This window comes from Arthrobacter sp. HS15c (genome assembly GCF_040812005.1).
Classification (GTDB): Bacteria; Actinomycetota; Actinomycetes; order Actinomycetales; family Micrococcaceae; genus Arthrobacter.
In genome coordinates this window covers 519,539-539,883 of sequence record NZ_JBFOHM010000001.1, presented here as the reverse complement: position 1 = coordinate 539,883, position 20,345 = coordinate 519,539, and the positions used below count along the sequence as shown (strand labels likewise).

Sequence of the window (20,345 nt, the reverse complement as noted above, 5' to 3'; positions counted from 1 at the left end):
TACAACAGGTAAGTAAACAGAGCAGCATTTACTGAAAGAGAGTCAGGCGACATGGCGGGACAAAAAATCCGCATCCGGCTGAAGTCATATGACCACGAGGTCATTGACGTTTCAGCACGGAAGATCGTTGAGACGGTCACGCGCGCAGGCGCAACGGTAGTGGGCCCCGTGCCGCTGCCGACGGAGAAGAACGTTTACTGCGTAATCCGCTCTCCCCACAAGTACAAGGACAGCCGCGAGCACTTTGAAATGCGCACGCACAAGCGTCTTATCGACATCATCGATCCCACGCCGAAGGCTGTTGACTCGCTTATGCGTCTCGACCTGCCGGCCGACGTGAACATCGAAATCAAGCTGTAGGGAGGTGCTGAGAGACTATGACCGCAACCCGTAACGTAAAGGGCCTGCTGGGCACGAAGCTCGGCATGACCCAGGTCTGGGACGAGAACAACAAGCTCATCCCCGTCACTGTGGTCCAGGCAGATTCGAACGTCATCACGCAGCTGCGCAACGCAGAGACCGATGGCTACGTCGCCGTTCAGATCGGCTATGGCCAGATCGATCCCCGCAAGGTCACCAAGCCGCTGGCTGGTCACTTTGAAAAGGCAGGCGTCACGCCTCGCCGCCACGTCGTCGAACTGCGCACTGCAGATGCTGACTCTTACGAGCTGGGCCAGGAGCTTTCTGTTGAGCTCTTCGAAGCCGGCCAGAAGATCGACGTCATTGGCACCACCAAGGGTAAGGGCTTCGCCGGTGTTATGAAGCGTCACGGCTTCCACGGCGTTGGAGCTTCCCACGGTGCCCACAAGAACCACCGTAAGCCCGGTTCAATCGGTGGCGCATCCACCCCGAGCCGCGTCTTCAAGGGCATGAAAATGGCCGGCCGCATGGGCGCCGTTCGTCACACCACGCTGAACCTCACCGTTCACGCTGTTGACGTCGAGAAGTCGCTGCTCCTGATCAAGGGTGCCGTCCCCGGCGCCCGCGGCCAGGTCGTACTCGTACGCACCGCCGTGAAGGGAGCCTAGTTCAATGGCTAACACTGTCAAGGTTGACCTGCCTGCAGAGATCTTCGACGTTCAGACCAACGTGCCGCTGCTGCACCAGGTCGTCGTTGCACAGCTCGCTGCTGCTCGCCAGGGTACCCACAAGACCAAGACCCGCGCCGAAGTTTCCGGTGCAGGCCGCAAGCCGTTCAAGCAGAAGGGCACCGGCCGCGCCCGTCAGGGTTCAATCCGTGCTCCTCACATGACCGGTGGTGGCGTTGTCCACGGTCCCACACCGCGTGACTACAGCCAGCGCACCCCCAAGAAGATGATTGCTGCTGCACTGCGCGGCGCACTGTCTGACCGCGCCCGCAACGGACGCATCCACGTCGTTGCTGACCTGGTTGCCGGCTCCAAGCCGTCCTCCAAAGAAGCACTGGCAACGCTGCGCGGCGTCTCCGAGCGCAAGAACCTGCTCGTTGTCATTGAGCGCGCCAACGATGTTGCAGCACTGTCCGTGCGCAACCTCGAGGCTGTTCACGTTCTGTACGCAGACCAGCTGAACACCTACGACGTTCTCGTTTCTGACGACGTAGTCTTCACCAAGGCTGCCTACGAAGCATTCGTTGCTGACAAGGCTGCAAAGAACGAGGAGGATGCCAAGTGAGTGCAGCCACCATCAAGGACCCGCGCGACGTCGTGCTTGCACCCGTCGTATCGGAAAAGAGCTACGGCCTGATCGATGAGGGAAAGTACACCTTCCTGGTGGACCCCCGCTCGAACAAGACCGAGATCAAGCTGGCCGTGGAGAAAATCTTCTCCGTCAAGGTCGACTCGATCAACACCATCAACCGTGCCGGTAAGCGCAAGCGCACCAAATTCGGATGGGGTACCCGCAAGAACACCAAGCGTGCGATTGTCACCCTCAAAGAAGGCACTATCGACATCTTCGGCGGTCCGCTCGCGTAGCGGAGACCACTTTAACGAGGAAATAAATTATGGGAATCCGTAAATATAAGCCGACTACCCCGGGCCGTCGTGGCTCGAGCGTAGCGGACTTCACCGAAATCACGCGGTCGACGCCGGAAAAGTCGTTGGTACGTCCGCTGCCCAAAAAGGGCGGCCGTAACAACACCGGTAAGATCACGACCCGTCACAAGGGTGGTGGCCACAAGCGCCAGTACCGTCTGATCGACTTCCGTCGTCACGACAAAGACGGCGTCAACGCCCGCGTTGCCGAAATCGAGTACGATCCGAACCGCACGGCTCGCATCGCCCTCCTGCACTTCGTTGATGGCACCAAGCGTTACATCATCGCCCCGAACAAGCTCTCCCAGGGTGACGTAGTTGAGGCAGGTCCCGGTGCTGACATCAAGCCCGGTAACAACCTGCCCCTGCTCAACATCCCGGTGGGTACCGTAATCCACGCAGTTGAACTGCGTCCGGGTGGCGGCGCCAAGATGGGCCGCTCCGCCGGCGCATCGATCCAGCTTGTTGCAAAGGAAGGCCGCTTCGCCCAGCTGCGACTGCCTTCCGGCGAAATCCGCAACGTTGACGTGCGCTGCCGCGCCACGGTCGGCGAGGTCGGCAACGCTGAGCAGTCGAACATCAACTGGGGTAAGGCTGGCCGCATGCGCTGGAAGGGCGTCCGCCCGACCGTCCGTGGTGTAGCCATGAACCCGGTTGACCACCCGCACGGTGGTGGTGAGGGTAAGACGTCCGGTGGACGTAACCCCGTCAACCCGAACGGTAAGCGTGAAGGCCGCACCCGCCGCCCCAACAAAGAGAGCGACAAGCTTATTGTTCGTCGCCGTCGTACTGGCAAGAACAAGCGATAGGAGCCTGGACACATGCCACGCAGCCTGAAAAAAGGTCCTTTCGTTGACCAGCACCTCTTTGTGAAGGTAGCCAGGGAAAACGAAAAGGGCACCAAGAACGTCATCAAGACCTGGTCCCGCCGTTCGATGATCATCCCCGACATGCTCGGGCACACGATCGCCGTACATGACGGACGCAAGCACATTCCGGTGTTTGTCACCGAGTCGATGGTCGGGCACAAGCTCGGCGAATTCGCTCCCACGCGGACATTCCGCGGCCATGTCAAGGACGACCGTAAGGGCAAGCGCCGCTAGGCGCCTGCACTTACGTCAAAGACGAGAGAAGGAAAGCAATGGAAGCCAAGGCAATTGCGCGTCACATCCGCGTAACGCCTATGAAGGCCCGGCGCGTCGTCAACCTTGTTCGTGGTAAGCAAGCGAACGAGGCTCTGGCAATTCTGAAGTTTGCCCCCCAGGCAGCTTCTGAGCCGGTATTCAAGGTAGTTCAGTCGGCAATCTCCAACGCCCGGGTCCTCGCGGACCGCGACGGCGTGGCGTTTGACGAAGGTGACCTCATCATCAGCGAAGCGTTTGTTGATGAAGGCCCGACCATGAAGCGGTTCCAGCCGCGTGCCCAGGGTCGTGCATTTCAGATCAAGAAGCGCACCAGCCACATCACCGTGGTAGTCGCTACCCCGGAGAAAGAGGAGGCTCGCTAAGTGGGACAGAAAGTAAACCCGCACGGGTTCCGACTCGGCATCACCACCGATCACGTATCGCACTGGTTCGCTGACAGCACCAAGGCCGGACAGCGGTACAAGGACTTCGTTCGCGAAGACATCCGTATCCGCCAGCTCATGTCTGTTGGCATGGAGCGCGCCGGTATCGCCAAGGTCGAAATCGAGCGCACCCGTGACCGTGTCCGCGTGGACATCCACACGGCACGCCCGGGCATCGTCATCGGCCGCCGCGGCGCTGAAGCAGACCGCATCCGCGGCGAGCTCGAAAAGCTCACCGGCAAGCAGGTCCAGCTGAACATCCTCGAGGTCAAGAACCCCGAGATGGAAGCACAGCTTGTTGCCCAGGGCGTTGCTGAGCAGCTGACTTCCCGCGTGGCGTTCCGCCGTGCGATGAAGAAGGCCATGCAGTCCGCGCAGCGTGCAGGTGCCAAGGGCATCCGTATCGCCTGCTCGGGTCGACTGGGTGGCGCTGAAATGTCCCGCTCGGAGTTCTACCGCGAAGGCCGTGTGCCCCTGCACACCCTCCGCGCGAACATCGACTACGGCTTCTACGAGGCCAAGACCACCTTCGGCCGTATCGGCGTGAAGGTCTGGATCTACAAGGGTGACGTCACCGCCAAGGAACTGGCTCAGCAGGCAGCTGCTGCTCCGTCCCGTGGCCGCGGCGCCAGCGACCGTCCGGGCCGCCCGGGCGGTGCTGACCGTGGTGACCGCCGCCGTCGTACCGACCGTCCGGCCGCCGAAGCAGCTCCCGCTGCAGAGGCTCCGGCAGTTGAGGCTGCACCTGCTGCAGTAGAAGGAGGACAGGCTTAAATGCTTATCCCACGTCGAGTCAAGCACCGTAAGCAGCACCACCCGGGTCGTTCCGGCGCTGCTACGGGCGGCACCAAGGTCTCCTTCGGTGAGTACGGCATCCAGGCCCTGAGCCCGGCATACGTAACCAACCGTCAGATCGAGTCTGCACGTATCGCGATGACCCGCCACATCAAGCGTGGCGGTAAGGTCTGGATCAACATCTACCCGGACCGTCCCCTGACCAAGAAGCCTGCCGAAACCCGCATGGGTTCCGGTAAGGGTTCGCCGGAATGGTGGGTCGCCAACGTCAAGCCGGGCCGGGTTCTCTTTGAGATCTCCGGTGTCGAAGAATCAGTGGCACGCGAGGCCCTGCGCCTTGCAATCCACAAGCTCCCGTTGAAGGCACGCATTCTGCGTCGCGAAGGTGGTGAATAGAAATGGCAGTAGGATCCAAGGAACTCGCTCCCGCACAGCTGGACGGTTTCGACAACGAGCGTCTCGTTGAAGAACTTCGCAAGGCTAAGGAAGAGCTGTTCAACCTGCGTTTCCAGTCAGCCACCGGCCAGCTGGAGAACCACGGTCGTCTGCGCGCGGTAAAGAAGGACATCGCACGCATCTACACCGTTCTCCGTGAACGCGAGCTGGGCATTCGTGCCGAGGTTGCCGCACCGGTTGTGGAAGCCAAGGAAGAAAAGAAGTCCAAGAAGGCAACGACCAAGAAGGCCGACAAGGCTGAAACGGTTGAGACCGAGGAGGATGCCAAGTGAGTGAAAAGGACGAGAACGTGACGGAAACTGCTACGGCAGCTACGGCTGAGGTGCGCGGTTACCGCAAGACGCGTCGCGGCTACGTGGTTTCGGACAAGATGGAAAAGACCATCGTTGTCCAGGTTGAAGACCGCGTGAAGCACGCCCTGTACGGCAAGGTCATCCGCCGTACCTCCAAGGTCAAGGCTCACGACGAAGAGAACAGCGCCGGCATCGGCGACCTCGTTGTCATCGCCGAGACCCGCCCGCTGTCCGCCACGAAGAACTGGCGGCTCGTGGAGATCCTCGAGAAGGCCAAGTAACACCTGCAGCACCGCTGGCAACAGTAGCTGTACCGGAAACCCCCGTTCCCTTTGGGAGCGGGGGTTTCCTCATTTATTGCCGCGGTGCGCTCGTGTGGTGGCGGGCTGGGCGTCACGGGGAGCACGGTTTTCCGGAACGTACGACGGCGGTGGGCCGGTTTGGCGGGGGAGCGGCTCCGATGGTGCGCCGAAAGCATGCCCTGCGTGACGCAGTCGTTCTTCCATGTCCGCGCTTTTTGCGGTGGGCATGGGCGCTCGAAAAGTCACCAACGCTCGCTCACTTCCTGCACGAAAATCATGAACGGTCTCTCACTTCCCCTTGTCCGCTAGCCGGCGGTGAGAGAGGGTCGCCTGGAAACCTGCAGGGAGTGAGAGAGGGTCGCCTGGAAACCTGCAGGAAGTGAGAGAGGGTCACGGGGAGCACGGTTTTACGGAACGTACGACGCCGGCGGGCCGGTTTGGCGGGGGAGCGGCACCGATGATGCGCCAAGAGGCTGCCCTGTGTGACGCCGTCGTCCGTTGGCTGGCGAGTGGGCAGGGACCGTCGCCTTGTGATATGGGGGAGTGGCCCGGTCTGTGCTAGGATATTGAGTTTGTATGGCGCCTTTTGTGCGCCGTCATCAAACCTCGTAAACAATCGTGCCACGGCATAGTGCCCCCTTGCGCTTGGACTGCGTCCAATCCGCCTGGGAAGCAAATGTTTTTGGCACTGGCGTTTAGGCCTGGTCTGGCAAAATCCAGGCAGGTCAAGAGACACCCCGATCAACCGTTCCGCAAGGCTCATTCCGTAGGAAGATTTTCGGTCTGAGAACCAGCGCGACGCAAGGAGTAAATAGTGATTCAGCAGGAGTCGCGACTCAAGGTCGCCGACAACACGGGTGCTAAGGAAATCCTTACCATTCGCGTTCTCGGTGGATCTGGCCGTCGCTACGCAGGCATTGGCGACGTCATCGTCGCTACCGTCAAGGACGCAATTCCGGGCGGCAACGTAAAGAAGGGCGATGTTGTCAAGGCAGTCATCGTCCGTACCAAGAAGGAACGCCGCCGTGCGGATGGTTCCTACATCAAGTTTGACGAGAACGCAGCTGTGATCCTGAAGGCTGACGGTGACCCCCGCGGTACCCGTATCTTCGGACCGGTTGGTCGTGAACTCCGTGACAAGAAGTTCATGAAGATCGTTTCTCTGGCTCCGGAGGTGCTCTAGTCCATGGCTAAGATCAAAAAGGGTGACCTCGTTCAGGTCATCACTGGCGCCAAGGCTGAGCGCGGCGGCGACAAAGGCAAGCAGGGCAAGGTTCTGCGCGTATTCCCGGAGACCAACCGCGTGTTGGTTGAAGGTATTAACCGCGTAACCAAGCACACCAAGGTCGGTCAGTCGCAGCGCGGCACCAAGACCGGTGGCATCGAGGTCGTAGAAGCTTCGATCCACATCTCCAACGTGGCCCTGGTTGACCCGTCCACCAAGAAGCCCACTCGCGTAGGTTTCCGCACCGAGACCGTTGAGCGCAATGGCGTGAAGCGCGAAGTGCGTGTACGCGTGGCCAAGAGCTCCGGGAAGGACATCTAATGACTGAGACTCTCGAGACTCCGGCAACGAAGATCGTTCCTCGTCTGAAGACCAAGTACGCCGATTCCATCAAGAGCACGCTCATTGAGGAATTCAAGTACGAGAACGTCAACCAGGTTCCCCGCCTGGTGAAGGTCGTTGTGAACATGGGTGTTGGAGATGCCGCTAAGGACTCCAAGCTGATCGACGGCGCTGTCCGCGATCTGACCCTGATCACCGGCCAGAAGCCGCAGGTAACCAAGGCCCGCAAGTCGATCGCACAGTTCAAGCTGCGCGAAGGCATGCCCATCGGCGCGCACGCTACCCTGCGTGGAGACCGCATGTGGGAATTCCTGGATCGCCTCGTCACGCTGGCTCTGCCCCGTATCCGCGACTTCCGCGGCCTCAGCGGCAAGCAGTTCGATGGCAACGGCAACTACACCTTCGGTCTGACCGAGCAGGTTATGTTCCACGAAATCGACCAGGATTCCATCGACCGCGTTCGCGGTATGGACATCACGGTTGTTACCACTGCCAAGACCGATGACGAAGGCCGCGCGCTGCTGAAGGCGCTTGGCTTCCCGTTCAAGGCCGAAGACTAATCTAACTACGTAACAGGTCCTTCGCTGAGGCTTTTGGCAGCAGCGAGGAAACCGTTATGAGGAAGGGCAAGAGCCCAAATGACAATGACAGATCCTGTCGCAGACATGCTTACGCGTCTGCGCAATGCAAACTCGGCATACCACGATTCCGTGACCATGCCGTACAGCAAGCTCAAGGCACGCGTTGCCGACATCCTGAAGGCTGAAGGTTACATCGCCTCCTGGAAAGAAGAAGACGCTGAGGTTGGCAAGAAGCTGACCCTCGAGCTCAAGTTCGGTCCGAACCGTGAGCGTTCCATCGCTGGCGTTCGTCGTATTTCCAAGCCGGGACTGCGCGTTTACGCAAAGTCCACCAACCTGCCGCACGTGCTCGGTGGCCTGGGTGTCGCAATCCTGTCCACCTCTTCCGGCCTCTTGACTGACAAGCAGGCCGGCAAGAAGGGCGTGGGCGGCGAAGTCCTCGCTTACGTCTGGTAACGGGAAAGGAAGAGAATAATGTCACGTATTGGACGTCTCCCCATCACCGTTCCTGCCGGCGTTGAGGTCAAGGTTGACGGCTCTGTCGTCAGCGTCAAGGGTGCCAAAGGCGAGCTGAACCACACTGTGGCCAGCCCGATCGAGGTTTCCCTGGAAGCAGAGACCCTGACTGTCGCCCGCCCGAACGACGAGCGCGCCTCCCGTTCACTCCACGGCCTGACACGCACCCTGATCTCCAACATGATCGAGGGCGTTACCAAGGGCTACGAGAAGAAGCTTGAAATCGTTGGTACTGGTTACCGCGTTCAGGCCAAGGGATCTGACCTTGAGTTCGCTCTCGGCTACAGCCACCCGGTAAATGTCACCGCACCGGACGGCATCACCTTTGCAGTTGAGACCCCGACCAAGCTCTCTGTTTCAGGTATCAACAAGCAGCAGGTCGGCGAGGTTGCTGCCAACATTCGCAAGCTGCGGAAGCCGGACCCCTATAAGGGCAAGGGCATCCGTTACGCCGGCGAAGTCATCCGCCGCAAGGTCGGAAAGGCTGGTAAGTAACCATGGCCATCTCAATTAACAAGAAGCGTACGAACAAGAGCAAGTCTGCTTCGCGCAGCCGCCGCCAGCTTCGTATCCGCAAGCGCATCTCCGGTACGGCTGTACGTCCTCGTCTGGTCGTCAACCGTTCCGCACGCCACGTATTCGTCCAGGTTGTCGATGACACCAAGGGGCTGACCGTAGCGAGCGCGTCCACTCTGGAAGCCGACCTTCGTGCATTCGACGGTGACAAGACTGCCAAGGCCAAGCGCGTTGGCGAGCTCGTCGCCGAGCGTGCGAAGGCTGCCGGTATCGAAGCTGTTGTCTTCGACCGCGGTGGTAACAAGTACCACGGCCGGATCGCCGCCGTCGCTGACGGCGCACGTGAAGGTGGGCTGTCACTGTGACGGAAGCAAACAAGGAAAAGGACACTGTGTCTGCAGATCAGAAGGCGACTGAAGCCGTAGCTGCTCCGGCCACTGAGACCACTGCTCCCGCTGCTGCCGACGACCGCCGTGGTGGCGCTCGTCGTGGCGAGCGTGGAGACCGTGGCCAGGGCCGCGGCGACCGTGGTGGCCGTGGCGGCCGCGACGGCGGCCGTGAAGCTGAGAAGAGCCAGTTCGTAGAGCGCGTTGTCACCATCAACCGCGTTTCCAAGGTCGTCAAGGGTGGTCGTCGCTTCAGCTTCACCGCACTGGTCGTCGTTGGTGACGGTAACGGCATGGTTGGCGTTGGCTACGGCAAGGCTAAGGAAGTTCCTGCCGCAATCGCGAAGGGCGTTGAAGAGGCCAAGAAGTCCTTCTTCCGCGTTCCCCGCATTGGCAACACCATTCCCCACCGCGTTCAGGGTGAGGCTGCTGCCGGCGTCGTAATGCTGCGTCCGGCTTCCGCCGGTACCGGTGTTATCGCCGGTGGTCCGGTCCGTGCAGTACTGGAGTGCGTGGGCATCCACGACATCCTCTCCAAGTCGCTCGGTTCCTCCAACGCCATCAACATCGTTCACGCGACGGTTGATGCCCTGAAGCGCCTCGAAGAGCCGGCAGCAGTGGCAGCACGCCGTGGCCTGCCCCTCGACGAGGTTGCTCCGCCGGCAATGGTGAAGGCTCTCCTGAACCAGAAGGCGGGTGTCTAAGTTATGGCTAAGAACCTGACTCCCTCCGACGCCCAGTTGGAGATCACTCAGATCAAGTCCGTCATTGGCGGCAAGCAGAACCAGCGCGACACCCTTCGGTCCCTCGGCCTGAAGCGGATCGGACACACCGTTGTCCGCACCGCCGACGCCGTGACCGTTGGCATGCTCAACACGGTTCCGCACCTGGTAAAGGTAGAGGAGGCGAAGTAAATGGCAGAGAAGAAAACCGCCGAAAAGGCACAGAGCGCCACTGCTGAGAAGCAGAACGCACTGAAGGTTCACCACCTGCGTCCCGCCCCGGGTGCCAAGACCGCCAAGACCCGCGTTGGTCGTGGTGAAGGTTCCAAGGGTAAGACCGCTGGTCGCGGTACCAAGGGTACGAAGGCCCGCTACCAGATCAAGGCTGGCTTTGCCGGCGGCCAGCTGCCGCTGCACATGCGCCTGCCGAAGCTGCGCGGCTTCAAGAACCCGTTCCGGGTTGAGTTCCAGGTTGTAAACCTGGACAAGCTCAACGAGCTGTTCCCGGAAGGTGGCGCAGTCACCGTAGAGAACCTGGTCGAAAAGGGTGCCGTTCGCAAGAACCAGCCCGTCAAGGTGCTTGGCACCGGCGACATCACCGTCAAGGTTGACGTCACCGCCCACGCATTCTCGGCCAGCGCCGCTGAAAAGATTGCTGCAGCAGGCGGAAGCACCACCGCACTCTAACGAGGCGGTGGGCGAACGCCCGTTGTGAACTCCCGGTCTGCAGAGCCCCCCCGGCTCCGCAGACCGGGAGTTTTTTCACATCCGCCAGCCGACCATTTCGGTCCGCTCGGCGCATGCGCGCACCTGCGGATTGTTCGCATCGCGCATACACCCGTTAGACTCGGTTGTTGGGATTTATTGACCCCCACCACACCACTCTTTATTTACAACACAGGAGGACGCTTGCTTAGCGCATTTGGCCGGGCCTTTCGCACGCCTGATCTGCGACGCAAGTTGTTGTTCACGCTGGGAATCATCACCATCTTCCGCTTGGGTGCCTTCATTCCCTCGCCTGGTGTGAACTACCAGAATGTCCAGCAATGCTTGCAGAACGGTCAGACCGCAGGCGGGCTCTACCAGCTCGTTAACCTGTTCAGCGGCGGTGCATTGCTGCAGGTGTCCATCTTCGCGCTGGGCATCATGCCGTACATTACCGCCAGCATCATCGTGCAGCTGCTCCGGGTGGTCATTCCCAGGTTCCAGCAGCTGTACGAAGAGGGCGCCTCCGGGCAGTCCAAGCTGACGCAGTACACGCGGTACCTCACCATCGCACTGGGCCTGCTTAACGCCACGACACTGGTGTCGCTGGCGCGTTCGGGCCAGCTCCTTCCGGGCTGTGCGCTGGACATCATCCCGGATGCCAGCGTGATCACCACGATCCTGATCATTATCACGCTGACGGCCGGCACCGGCCTGATCATGTGGATGGGCGAGCTCGTCACCGAAAAGGGTGTAGGCAACGGCATGTCGCTGCTTATCTTCACCTCGATCGCCGCAGGCTTCCCCACCTCGCTGGGCGCCATCTGGACCTCGCAGGGTCCGGGCACGTTCTTTATGGTCCTGGCCATCGGCCTGGTGACCGTCGCCCTGGTGGTCTTCGTGGAGCAGTCCCAGCGCCGCGTCCCGGTGCAGTATGCCAAGCGGATGATTGGACGCCGCACGGTGGGCGGCACCAGCACGTATATCCCGATCAAGGTCAACATGGCAGGCGTGGTCCCCGTGATCTTCGCGTCGTCCATGCTGTACCTGCCGGGCCTGATCTCCCAGTTCAACCAGCCCAAGGCGGGCGAGCAGATGGCCCCCTGGGTGGAGTGGATCAACAACAACCTCACACGGGGTGACCACCCGATTTACATGGCGCTCTACTTCGCCATGATTGTCTTTTTCACCTATTTCTACGTCGCGATCACCTTCAACCCTGAAGAGGTCTCCGACAACATGAAGAAGTACGGCGGCTTCATCCCCGGCATCCGGGCCGGCAAGCCGACAGCGGACTACCTGCAGTACGTCCTTTCCAGGATCACCCTGCCGGGCGCCCTCTACCTGGGCTTCGTGGCACTGATCCCGCTCGTCGCCCTGGTCCTGATCAACGCGAACCAGAACTTCCCGTTCGGTGGCACGTCGATCCTGATCATGGTGGGTGTGGGTCTGGAAACGGTCAAGCAGATTGACGCGCAGCTACAACAACGTCACTACGAAGGGCTTTTGCGATGACGAGAATGCTAATTATTGGACCTCCGGGTTCGGGCAAGGGAACGCAGGCGGAACGGATCTCCGAACGCCTCGGCGTCGTTGCGATCTCCACCGGCGATATCTTCCGCGCCAACGTCAAGGGTGAGACGCCGCTGGGCGTCGAGGCCAAGAAGTACATGGATGCCGGCGATTTCGTTCCGGACAGCGTCACCAACAAGATGGTGCGCGACCGCCTCAGCGAGGCCGACGTCGAAAGCGGCTTCCTGCTGGACGGTTACCCCCGCACCACCGCCCAGGTGGACTACCTTGACGAGATCCTCGCCAAGGGCGAAGAGAAGCTCGACGTCGTACTGCAGCTGACGGCCGACGACGAGGAACTCGTGCACCGGCTGCTCGGCCGGGCCAAGGAGACGGGCCGGAGCGACGACAACGAAGCCGTCATCCGCCACCGCCTGGACCTGTACCACGAGCAGACCGAAGCCGTTGTGGCCAAGTATGCCGAACGCGGCATCCTGACCCAGGTTGACGGCATCGGCGGCATCGACGAGGTCACCGACCGCGTCATGCAGGCCATCAAGGCAGCCCAGGCCGCCTGATCCCGGCAAAAGTTATTCGAGGCTCCTCCCGGATTCCGGGAGGGGCCTCAGCCATTGAAAGGACCCACCATGGCTTTCGGCCAGCCCCGTATCGAATACAAGACCAACGCCCAGATGCGCACCATGCACGAGGCGGGCCTGGTCCTGAGCCGTGCGCTGGACGCGGCTGTTGCCGCCGCAGTGCCCGGGGTGACCACCAAGCACCTGGACGACGTCTTCGCCGCAGTCCTGAACGAAGCCGGCGCCAAGTCGAACTTCTTCGGGTACCACGGCTTCCCGGCCACTATCTGCACGTCCGTCAATGAGGAAGTGGTGCACGGGATCCCCGGCAGCCGCGTCCTCAACGACGGCGACATCATCTCGATTGACGGCGGAGCCATCGTGGACGGCTGGCACTCCGACTCCGCCCGCACCGTCATTGTGGGGCAAGCAGACCCCGAGGACCAGCGCCTGTCCGACGTCACGCAGGCTGCCATGTGGCGTGGCATCGCCGCGCTGGCGTCCGGCAGCCATGTAGGAGACATCGGCGCCGCCATCGATGACTATGTGTCGTCGGTCCCCGGCAAACCGCTCGGCATCCTGGAGGACTACGTCGGCCACGGGATTGGCTCGGAAATGCACATGGCCCCCGACGTCCTGAATTACCGCACCAGCCACCGCGGCCCGAAGATCCGGCCGGGCCTGTGCCTTGCCATTGAACCCATGCTGGTCCGCGGCAGCATCGATACGGCGGTGCTGGAGGATGACTGGACCGTGGTGACCACTGACGGCAAGCGTTCCTGCCAGTGGGAGCACTCGGTGGCCGTCCACGAGAAGGGGATCTGGGTTCTTTCCGCTCCCGACGGCGGCGCGGAGCACCTGGTGCCGCTCGGCGTCGTGCCCGTCCCCATCCCGTAGGTTTCGACCATCCCAGCCACCGTACGGGGCACAATGGAGCCTATGGGAGCCATTACTGATGTGCCGGGGATCCGGGTGGGCCATGAGCAGAAGACCGGGGACGGCTGGCTGAGCGGCGTGACAGTGGTCCTGCCGCCGCCCGGGACGGTCGGCTCCGTGGACGTCCGGGGCGGTGGCCCGGGCACGCATGAGACCGATGCGCTGGACCCCACCACGCTGGTTTCCACCGTGGACGCCGTGGTCCTCACCGGCGGCAGCGCCTACGGGCTGGCCTCCGCCCACGGCGCCCAACGCTGGTGCGAGGAACACGGCCGCGGCTTCGCTGTGACCGGGGGAGTGGTGCCCATCGTCCCCGCTGCCGCTGTCTTCGACCTCGGCCGCGGCGGTGACTTCAGCGCACGGCCCGACGCCGGCATGGGCTACGCGGCAACAGCCGCCGCCGCAGCGCAACCGGAAGGGCACGACGTCGGCCGCGGCAATGTGGGCGCCGGCACCGGTGCAGTCATCGGCAGGACGTTCAAAGGCGGGGTGGGCACCGCCTCGGTCATGCTGGACAACGGAGTCGTTGTGGGGGCGATCGCGGTGGTCAATGCGCTGGGGCTGCCGTTTGGCACGTCGCCGGAGCGGCCGGAACCCGGGGATTTCGGCAAGCTCAACCACCGGGACGGACTCAACACCACGCTCGTCGTTGTGGCCACGAACGCCGTCCTCGACGTTGCCGAGTGCAAGCGGACTGCCTCTGCAGCGCACGCCGGGCTGGCCCGGGCGCTGAACCCGTCCCATACCCTTGCCGACGGCGACACGGTCTTCTGCCTCTCCACCGGCGCCGTGGCCTTGGACCGCAGCACCGAAACTGCCCGGCAGATAAGCCTCATCACGCTGCAGAGTGCGGGAGCCGACGTCGTACGTCTGGCCATCCTGGACGGCGTGGCCAGCGCGGAGGCCGTGAGTACTCCGGCCGGTGACTATGGTGCGTACGGCGCAGGAATGCGCTAGCATTGCTGGATTTAACTTTCGCCGCAAAGTGGCGTAGTGTTGTCTGTTGGTTGTCTGCCCAGCTGTGCCCTGTTTGGGGCCTGTGGGGACAACCGATCCAACAAAAACGTTCGTGGTCATGTCCGGTGCAATCCGGCAGGGCTGCGGCAACAACAGTTAGCGGAGGGTATGGCCAAGAAGGACGGGGTCATTGAGATCGAGGGCGTTGTGACAGAGGCGCTGCCCAACGCGATGTTTCGCGTTGAGCTCACCAACAAGCACATCGTTCTGGCACACATCTCAGGCAAGATGCGCCAGCACTACATCAGGATTCTCCCTGAGGACCGGGTAGTGGTGGAACTGAGCCCTTATGACCTCACTCGGGGTCGTATCGTCTACCGCTACAAGTAAATTGCTGGGCAGCTTCAGCGCACGCTGAACGCTGCTCCAGTTGACCAACTGTTACACGCAAAGGAATGCCATGAAGGTCAAGCCGAGCGTCAAGCAGATCTGCGAAAAGTGCAAAGTGATCCGCCGTAATGGCCGGGTCATGGTGATCTGCGAGAACCCGCGCCACAAGCAGCGCCAGGGCTAAATTTCCTTCTTTGAAGGAAATCCTGGGTTGCTAACCCACGCAAGTAAATAAAAGGCAGCACAAGCTGAACTGGGACGTATTGAGCCCGGACAGCTAACCCCCGGTCGGAGGCTGGGGCCGTACGGAACGTACGGGTGTACTGCCTACGACCTCCGGTTTATTCAAGGAGTACTGCCACTATGGCTCGTCTCGCTGGCGTAGACATTCCCCGCGAAAAGCGGTTGGAAATTGCGCTTACTTACATCTACGGCGTGGGTAAGACCCGTGCACACGAAACCCTGGCTGCCACTGGCATCAGCGCTGACGTCCGCGTAAAGGACCTCACCGATGCCCAGCTGGTTGAGCTGCGTGACTACATTGAAGGCAACTACAAGGTTGAGGGTGACCTTCGCCGCGAAGTAGCAGCAGATATCCGCCGCAAGGTTGAAATCGGCAGCTACGAAGGCCTGCGCCACCGCAAGGGCCTGCCCGTACGCGGACAGCGTACGAAGACCAACGCACGTACCCGCAAGGGCCCGAAGCGTACCGTCGCCGGCAAGAAGAAGGCTCGTTAATCCCTGAGGGATTAACCCGCCTTTCCCCGATAACTTTCTGTAGGAGAAATAATGCCCCCGAAGACTCGTGGCGCGGTTCGCAAGCCGCGTAAGAAGGACAAGAAGAATATCGCGCTTGGCCAGGCGCACATCAAGAGCACGTTTAACAACACCATCGTTTCCATCACGGATCCGAACGGCGCTGTTATCTCTTGGGCTTCCTCAGGTGAGGTTGGCTTCAAGGGCTCGCGTAAGTCCACCCCGTTCGCTGCCCAGATGGCTGCCGAAGCCGCTGCCAAGCGTGCACAGGAGCACGGCATGCGCAAGGTTGACGTTTTCGTCAAGGGACCGGGCTCCGGACGCGAGACCGCCATCCGCTCGCTGCAGGCCGCTGGCCTGGAGGTTGGCTCCATCCAGGACGTCACCCCCGCAGCGCACAACGGCTGCCGTCCGCCGAAGCGCCGCCGCGTCTAAGGCTTTTTCAGCAGCAGGAGCTTGCCCGGACCGTCGATGGTCCGGGCAGGCCCAGCCGCGTTAAGTCTTCAGACCGAATTTCCACCACCTGTGTTGCGTCATATAGCGGATGCTCGCCGAAAGGAAACCTAAGTGCTCATTGCACAGCGCCCCACCCTCTCCGAAGAGGTAGTCTCCGAAAACCGTTCGCGTTTCATCATTGAACCGCTGGAACCGGGCTTCGGCTACACCCTCGGAAACTCCCTCCGCCGTACCCTGCTCTCCTCCATCCCCGGTGCCGCTGTAACCAGCATCCGGATCGATGGCGTGCTGCACGAGTTCACCACGGTTCCGGGTGTCAAGGAAGATGTCACTGAGATCATCCTGAACATCAAGAGCCTGTCGGTTTCCTCCGAGCATGACGAGCCGGTTGTTGCTTACCTGCGCAAGCAGGGCCCCGGAGTCGTCACCGCCGCGGACATCGCTCCGCCGGCCGGCGTCGAATTCCACAACCCGGATCTGCACATTGCCACGCTGAACTCGAAGGGCAAGTTCGAACTCGAACTGACCATCGAGCGCGGCCGCGGCTACGTTTCGGCAGCTCAGAACAAGTCCGGCGATTCCGAGATCGGCCGTATCCCGGTCGACTCGATCTACTCGCCGGTGCTGAAGGTTACTTTCCGCGTGGAAGCAACCCGTGTTGAGCAGCGCACTGACTTCGACAAGCTCATTGTCGACGTCGAGACCAAGCAGGCCATCGCCCCGCGCGATGCGGTTGCTTCCGCAGGTACCACCCTGGTGGAACTCTTCGGTCTGGCCCGCGAGCTGAACACCGCAGCTGAAGGTATCGAGATTGGCCCGTCGCCGACGGACGCTGCCCTGGCAGCTGACATGGCCCTGCCGATCGAGGATCTGGACCTCACCGTCCGTTCCTACAACTGCCTCAAGCGTGAGGGCATCCACACCGTGGGTGAACTCGTAGCCCGCTCCGAGGCTGACCTGATGGACATCCGTAACTTCGGTGCGAAGTCCATTGACGAGGTCAAGGCAAAGCTGGTTGAACTGGGCCTGTCCCTCAAGGACTCGCCTCCCGGTTTTGACCTCGCAGCACGCGCCGCAGCAATTGAAGAGGACGACGCCGCCTTCGGCGACGACGAACTCTAAAACAGATCTTGGCCGGCGGGCACCATGGTGTGCCCACCACCGGCTTCCATATGAGGAGAAACAATTATGCCTACCCCCACTAAGGGTCCGCGCCTCGGAGGCGGCCCGGCTCACGAGCGTCTTATGCTCGCGAACCTGGCAGCAGCACTGTTCGAGCACAAGCGGATCACCACCACGGTGACCAAGGCCAAGCGCCTGAAGCCGTACGCAGAGCGCCTGGTGACTTTCGCCAAGCGCGGCGACCTGGCTTCCCGCCGCCGTGTACTCGGCCTGATCAGCAACAAGGGCGTCGTCCACGAGCTGTTCACCGACATTGCACAGGCAGTGGAGAACCGCGACGGCGGCTACACCCGCATCACCAAGATCGGCAACCGTAAGGGCGACAACGCTCCCATGGCTGTCATCGAACTGGTCCTCGAGCCGGTTTCCGCCAAGCAGGCCGTTGTAGCCGAGGCTACCTCTGCTGCAAAGCGCGACGCCGACAAGAAGGAAGCAGCTGCTGCCGCTCCGGCCGCAGAAGAAGCTCCCGAGGCAGAGGTCGTCGAGACCGAAGCCGCTGAGGCTCCCGAGGCTGAGGCTGCAACCGAAGAGGCTCCGGCCGCTGAGGAAGCTCCCGCCGAGGACAAGGCTGAGGAAAAGGACGCGAAGTAATTCGCTGATTCCTTCGCATAGACTTAGATCTATGAACGACCAAAAACCCGCGGCCCCCGTTACAGGGGGCGGCGGGTTTTTGCGTATCCGGCTTGATCTTTCGTACGATGGCGGCCCCTTCAACGGGTGGGCCATCCAGCCGGGCCTGCGTACCGTCCAGGGGGTCCTGGAGGAGGCCGTGGCACTGCTGATCCGCCGGCCGGTCCGCGTGACCGTGGCAGGCCGCACGGACGCCGGTGTGCACGCCCGCGGCCAGGTGGTCCACCTGGACCTCACCGAAGCCGAGTGGCTGGGACTGCCCCGGGGGCACGAACTCGATCCCGGCGTCGCCATGCTGCGCCGGATCCGCGGGGCACTGAGCCGCGGCCTGGGCGACCTGACCGGGTCCATCGAGGTCCACCGGGTGTCGCTGGCCCCCGAGGGCTTTGACGCGCGGTTCTCAGCTCTGTGGCGCCGCTACAGCTACCGCATTGCGGACGGCCCGGCACTCTGGGACCCGCTGGAACGCTATTTCACGCTGTGGCACAAGAACCCGCTGGACGTTTCGCTGTTGAATGAGGGCGCGTCCAAGCTGCTGGGGCTGCAGAACTTCCTCTCCTACTGCAAGCCGCGGGAGGGTGCCACCACCATCCGCGAACTGCAGCGCTTCGAATTCGCGCGCGGCGAGGACGGGGTCATCGTGGCCACCGTCCAGGCGGACGCGTTCTGCCACAACATGGTGCGATCCCTGGTGGGCTCGGCCCTGTTTGTGGGCGAGGGCGAGGAGGAACCGGAGTGGCTGTATGAGCGTCTCCTCGCGAAGAAGCGGGACGCCAAGTCAGTCCTGGCCGCGCCCCACCCTCTGGTCCTGGAGGAAGTCGCTTATCCGACCGACGGCGAGATGCTGGCACGCGCCGAGCTCACGCGGGCCATGCGGGAGCACTAAACCGGTTTTTGGGCTGGGATTTCGACTGGCTCAATCACCGGGAGGGGCCGGGAGCGTCAGCGTGAAGGTGCTGCCCTTGCCCGGGTTGCTGGTGCAGGAGATGTCGCCGCCGTGGCCGTCGATGATCGCCTTGGTGATGGAAAGCCCGAGGCCCGCACCAGGGATGGCAGCTTCGCGGGCTGTGTCTGTCCGGAAGAACCGGCGGAACACCCTGGCCGAGTCTTCCGGGCTCATGCCCATGCCCGAATCCTTCACCTGCAGCCTGACCCCGTGATCCGATCCCTGGGCGCTGATGTTCACCACGCCGCCGCCGGGGGAGTACTTGATGGCGTTGGACACCAGGTTGTCCAGGGCCTGCCCGATGCGCAGCGGGTCGGCATAAGCCCACAACGGCGACTGGATGTCGGCCACCAGCGAGATCCTGGATTGTTCCGCCTGCGGCTGTGCGGAGCCGATGCTGGTCTCCACGAGGCTGGCGAGGTCCGTCCGTTTCGGGTGGACTTTCAGGGCGGAGGAAGCCGATGCCATCAGGTCGGACACCAACGCGAGCAACCGTTCTGAATTGCGCTGGACGACCTCCAGCCGGCGGGCGGACAGCGGGGACGTGCCCTGGACATCCTCGAGGACCAGGTCGATGTTCCCCAGGATGGAGTTCAGCGGAGTCCTGAACTCGTGTGAAACGTTCGAGACGAGCTCCTCGTTGGCGGCGAGCGCCTCCACCAGGCCCGTGACGTCGGTATAGACGATGACAGCGCCACTGAACCGCCCGCCGTCGTCCATTAACGGACGTGCCGCCGTCGAAACCGCGCGCTGGTCCGGTCCTGTCCCGATCCAGACCAGGTAGTCCGCGAAGGACTCTCCGTCGATGGCCCGCCGGACGGGCCGCTTGCCGGCCGGCATGGGGCTGACTCTGTCCTGCGCGAAGATCAGCTGCTGGTCTTCGGCCGTTGCCCGGCTTTCCCGTGGTCCGGCAATCCGCTCAAAGTCCCGCTGCCGGTTGTTCGTCAGCAGGATTCCGCCTTCCGAATTCACGGCAACAATTCCGACGTCGGTCGCGTCCAGGATTGTTTGCAGCAGCCGTTCCCTCTCCGTGCTGGCAGCCAGCAATTCGCGGAGTTCCACGTCCTTTTCCTGCAGCTGCCGTTGTTGAATTCGCATATGGACGCTCGCGAACCGGATTGCCAGGGACACGGCGAGCATCATGAGCGGGAATAGGAGGGTGGAGGTAATGTCCGACGCCGTGAGGTTGGGGAACCTGCCCGAAAGCGAAGGGAGCATGATCAGCATCGGTCCTACCGCGCTCAAGACGATGCTGGTGCGGGTCAGCATTCCCGAGGCCGAGAGCCAGATGACAGGAAAGATGGCGAGGATGGCGAGTCCGGGCAGGAGCGGGGATGCGCCGTTGCGCAGCAGGCCGATGGCCAGGAGATCCAGGACCGGCACTGCCAGGTAGGCATGCTGGCCCAGCCGCTCCCACGGCGTTACGAAGCAGGCAAGGAGCAGAAGGCCATGGAGAACCAGGCCAGAGAGGTAGAGCGGGCTGTGCATCAGGGTCGGCCAGGCCAGGGGAGTGGCAACCGCCAGCACCAGCACAATCAATGTCAGAGGCAGTTGGCATAAAGCTACTTGGGCGCGTTGCCC

At 62.0% G+C, this 20,345-nt stretch carries 32 protein-coding genes; 31 read left to right on the top strand and 1 reads right to left on the bottom strand.

Going from position 1 to position 20,345, the window contains the following annotated elements; genetic code table 11:
* Positions 1-51 precede the first annotated feature (51 nt).
* From rpsJ to ABV518_RS02365, 31 genes are all read left to right on the top strand, one after another.
* The gene (gene rpsJ / locus ABV518_RS02515; protein ID WP_003803825.1) at positions 52-360 is read left to right on the top strand and encodes a 30S ribosomal protein S10; all 309 of its coding nucleotides are present in this window, start codon (positions 52-54) and stop codon (positions 358-360) included.
* 17 nt (positions 361-377) lie between these two features.
* Complete coding sequence (gene rplC, locus ABV518_RS02510; RefSeq protein WP_056626643.1) at positions 378-1,028, top strand: 50S ribosomal protein L3; 651 nt, start codon at positions 378-380, stop codon at positions 1,026-1,028.
* A 4-nt stretch (positions 1,029-1,032) separates the two neighbouring features.
* Positions 1,033-1,653: a 50S ribosomal protein L4 gene (gene rplD, locus ABV518_RS02505; RefSeq protein WP_131131300.1), complete on the top strand. Its 621-nt coding sequence runs from the start codon at positions 1,033-1,035 to the stop codon at positions 1,651-1,653.
* Positions 1,650-1,955 carry a 50S ribosomal protein L23 gene (gene rplW / locus ABV518_RS02500; RefSeq protein WP_066293292.1) on the top strand — a complete coding sequence of 102 codons (306 nt, stop codon included), beginning with the start codon at positions 1,650-1,652 and terminating at the stop codon, positions 1,953-1,955. Before rplD ends, rplW begins: the two co-directional genes overlap by 4 nt.
* A 29-nt stretch (positions 1,956-1,984) precedes the next feature.
* Positions 1,985-2,824: a 50S ribosomal protein L2 gene (gene rplB, locus ABV518_RS02495; protein WP_131131301.1), complete on the top strand. Its 840-nt coding sequence runs from the start codon at positions 1,985-1,987 to the stop codon at positions 2,822-2,824.
* A 12-nt stretch (positions 2,825-2,836) separates the two neighbouring features.
* Positions 2,837-3,118 (top strand): 30S ribosomal protein S19, encoded by a 282-nt coding sequence (gene rpsS / locus ABV518_RS02490; RefSeq protein ID WP_003803803.1) that lies wholly within the window; start codon positions 2,837-2,839, stop codon positions 3,116-3,118.
* Positions 3,119-3,156: 38 nt separating this feature from the next.
* Positions 3,157-3,522 carry a 50S ribosomal protein L22 gene (gene rplV, locus ABV518_RS02485; protein ID WP_003803798.1) on the top strand — a complete coding sequence of 122 codons (366 nt, stop codon included), beginning with the start codon at positions 3,157-3,159 and terminating at the stop codon, positions 3,520-3,522.
* Entirely contained in the window at positions 3,523-4,356 is an 834-nt protein-coding gene (gene rpsC / locus ABV518_RS02480) for a 30S ribosomal protein S3 (RefSeq protein WP_131131302.1), read from the top strand.
* Complete coding sequence (gene rplP, locus ABV518_RS02475) at positions 4,357-4,773, top strand: 50S ribosomal protein L16 (RefSeq protein ID WP_013601829.1); 417 nt, start codon at positions 4,357-4,359, stop codon at positions 4,771-4,773. It begins immediately after the preceding gene.
* Between the two features lie 2 nt (positions 4,774-4,775).
* Complete coding sequence (rpmC, locus tag ABV518_RS02470) at positions 4,776-5,105, top strand: 50S ribosomal protein L29 (protein WP_367765227.1); 330 nt, start codon at positions 4,776-4,778, stop codon at positions 5,103-5,105.
* Positions 5,102-5,407, top strand: coding sequence for a 30S ribosomal protein S17 (rpsQ, locus tag ABV518_RS02465; protein ID WP_367765226.1), 306 nt, complete (start codon positions 5,102-5,104; stop codon positions 5,405-5,407). Before rpmC ends, rpsQ begins: the two co-directional genes overlap by 4 nt.
* Before the next feature lie 835 nt (positions 5,408-6,242).
* Positions 6,243-6,611 carry a 50S ribosomal protein L14 gene (gene rplN, locus ABV518_RS02460; RefSeq protein ID WP_024366126.1) on the top strand — a complete coding sequence of 123 codons (369 nt, stop codon included), beginning with the start codon at positions 6,243-6,245 and terminating at the stop codon, positions 6,609-6,611.
* 3 nt (positions 6,612-6,614) lie between these two features.
* Positions 6,615-6,974 carry a 50S ribosomal protein L24 gene (gene rplX, locus ABV518_RS02455; protein WP_131131304.1) on the top strand — a complete coding sequence of 120 codons (360 nt, stop codon included), beginning with the start codon at positions 6,615-6,617 and terminating at the stop codon, positions 6,972-6,974.
* The gene (gene rplE / locus ABV518_RS02450; protein ID WP_066293276.1) at positions 6,974-7,555 is read left to right on the top strand and encodes a 50S ribosomal protein L5; all 582 of its coding nucleotides are present in this window, start codon (positions 6,974-6,976) and stop codon (positions 7,553-7,555) included. The genes rplX and rplE overlap by 1 nt, the downstream gene beginning before the upstream one ends.
* 78 nt (positions 7,556-7,633) lie before the next feature.
* Positions 7,634-8,032 (top strand): 30S ribosomal protein S8, encoded by a 399-nt coding sequence (gene rpsH / locus ABV518_RS02445; RefSeq protein ID WP_018773673.1) that lies wholly within the window; start codon positions 7,634-7,636, stop codon positions 8,030-8,032.
* Positions 8,033-8,050: 18 nt separating this feature from the next.
* Positions 8,051-8,587: a 50S ribosomal protein L6 gene (rplF, locus tag ABV518_RS02440; RefSeq protein WP_056344361.1), complete on the top strand. Its 537-nt coding sequence runs from the start codon at positions 8,051-8,053 to the stop codon at positions 8,585-8,587.
* 2 nt (positions 8,588-8,589) lie between these two features.
* A complete protein-coding gene (rplR, locus tag ABV518_RS02435) occupies positions 8,590-8,973 on the top strand; it encodes a 50S ribosomal protein L18 (protein ID WP_079596676.1) in 384 nt (127 codons plus the stop codon).
* A complete protein-coding gene (gene rpsE / locus ABV518_RS02430) occupies positions 8,970-9,698 on the top strand; it encodes a 30S ribosomal protein S5 (protein ID WP_066293261.1) in 729 nt (242 codons plus the stop codon). The genes rplR and rpsE overlap by 4 nt, the downstream gene beginning before the upstream one ends.
* A 3-nt stretch (positions 9,699-9,701) precedes the next feature.
* Positions 9,702-9,908 carry a 50S ribosomal protein L30 gene (gene rpmD, locus ABV518_RS02425; protein ID WP_131131305.1) on the top strand — a complete coding sequence of 69 codons (207 nt, stop codon included), beginning with the start codon at positions 9,702-9,704 and terminating at the stop codon, positions 9,906-9,908.
* Complete coding sequence (rplO, locus tag ABV518_RS02420; protein ID WP_066436888.1) at positions 9,909-10,403, top strand: 50S ribosomal protein L15; 495 nt, start codon at positions 9,909-9,911, stop codon at positions 10,401-10,403.
* Positions 10,404-10,625: 222 nt separating this feature from the next.
* A complete protein-coding gene (gene secY / locus ABV518_RS02415; protein ID WP_131131306.1) occupies positions 10,626-11,936 on the top strand; it encodes a preprotein translocase subunit SecY in 1,311 nt (436 codons plus the stop codon).
* A 5-nt stretch (positions 11,937-11,941) separates the two neighbouring features.
* Positions 11,942-12,511, top strand: a complete 570-nt coding sequence (locus ABV518_RS02410) for an adenylate kinase (protein WP_207307663.1) — start codon at positions 11,942-11,944, stop codon at positions 12,509-12,511.
* Between the two features lie 69 nt (positions 12,512-12,580).
* Positions 12,581-13,408 (top strand): type I methionyl aminopeptidase, encoded by an 828-nt coding sequence (map, locus tag ABV518_RS02405; RefSeq protein WP_367765225.1) that lies wholly within the window; start codon positions 12,581-12,583, stop codon positions 13,406-13,408.
* A gap of 42 nt (positions 13,409-13,450) precedes the next feature.
* Positions 13,451-14,404, top strand: a complete 954-nt coding sequence (locus ABV518_RS02400; protein WP_367765224.1) for a P1 family peptidase — start codon at positions 13,451-13,453, stop codon at positions 14,402-14,404.
* Positions 14,405-14,572: 168 nt separating this feature from the next.
* Positions 14,573-14,794, top strand: a complete 222-nt coding sequence (gene infA / locus ABV518_RS02395; protein ID WP_009358723.1) for a translation initiation factor IF-1 — start codon at positions 14,573-14,575, stop codon at positions 14,792-14,794.
* A gap of 70 nt (positions 14,795-14,864) precedes the next feature.
* Positions 14,865-14,978 carry a 50S ribosomal protein L36 gene (rpmJ, locus tag ABV518_RS02390; protein ID WP_009358722.1) on the top strand — a complete coding sequence of 38 codons (114 nt, stop codon included), beginning with the start codon at positions 14,865-14,867 and terminating at the stop codon, positions 14,976-14,978.
* 179 nt (positions 14,979-15,157) lie between these two features.
* Positions 15,158-15,532 (top strand): 30S ribosomal protein S13, encoded by a 375-nt coding sequence (gene rpsM / locus ABV518_RS02385; RefSeq protein WP_003803743.1) that lies wholly within the window; start codon positions 15,158-15,160, stop codon positions 15,530-15,532.
* A gap of 51 nt (positions 15,533-15,583) precedes the next feature.
* Positions 15,584-15,985, top strand: a complete 402-nt coding sequence (gene rpsK, locus ABV518_RS02380; protein ID WP_018769149.1) for a 30S ribosomal protein S11 — start codon at positions 15,584-15,586, stop codon at positions 15,983-15,985.
* 132 nt (positions 15,986-16,117) lie between these two features.
* Positions 16,118-17,128, top strand: coding sequence for a DNA-directed RNA polymerase subunit alpha (locus ABV518_RS02375; RefSeq protein WP_131131310.1), 1,011 nt, complete (start codon positions 16,118-16,120; stop codon positions 17,126-17,128).
* A gap of 66 nt (positions 17,129-17,194) precedes the next feature.
* Positions 17,195-17,779, top strand: a complete 585-nt coding sequence (gene rplQ / locus ABV518_RS02370) for a 50S ribosomal protein L17 (protein WP_337346880.1) — start codon at positions 17,195-17,197, stop codon at positions 17,777-17,779.
* Positions 17,780-17,810: 31 nt separating this feature from the next.
* Positions 17,811-18,704, top strand: coding sequence for a tRNA pseudouridine(38-40) synthase TruA (locus ABV518_RS02365; RefSeq protein WP_367765223.1), 894 nt, complete (start codon positions 17,811-17,813; stop codon positions 18,702-18,704).
* A gap of 30 nt (positions 18,705-18,734) precedes the next feature.
* Here ABV518_RS02365 and ABV518_RS02360 read toward each other — a convergent pair whose 3' ends face one another.
* Positions 18,735-20,291, bottom strand: a complete 1,557-nt coding sequence (locus ABV518_RS02360) for a sensor histidine kinase (protein WP_367765222.1) — start codon at positions 20,289-20,291, stop codon at positions 18,735-18,737.
* Positions 20,292-20,345 lie beyond the last annotated feature (54 nt).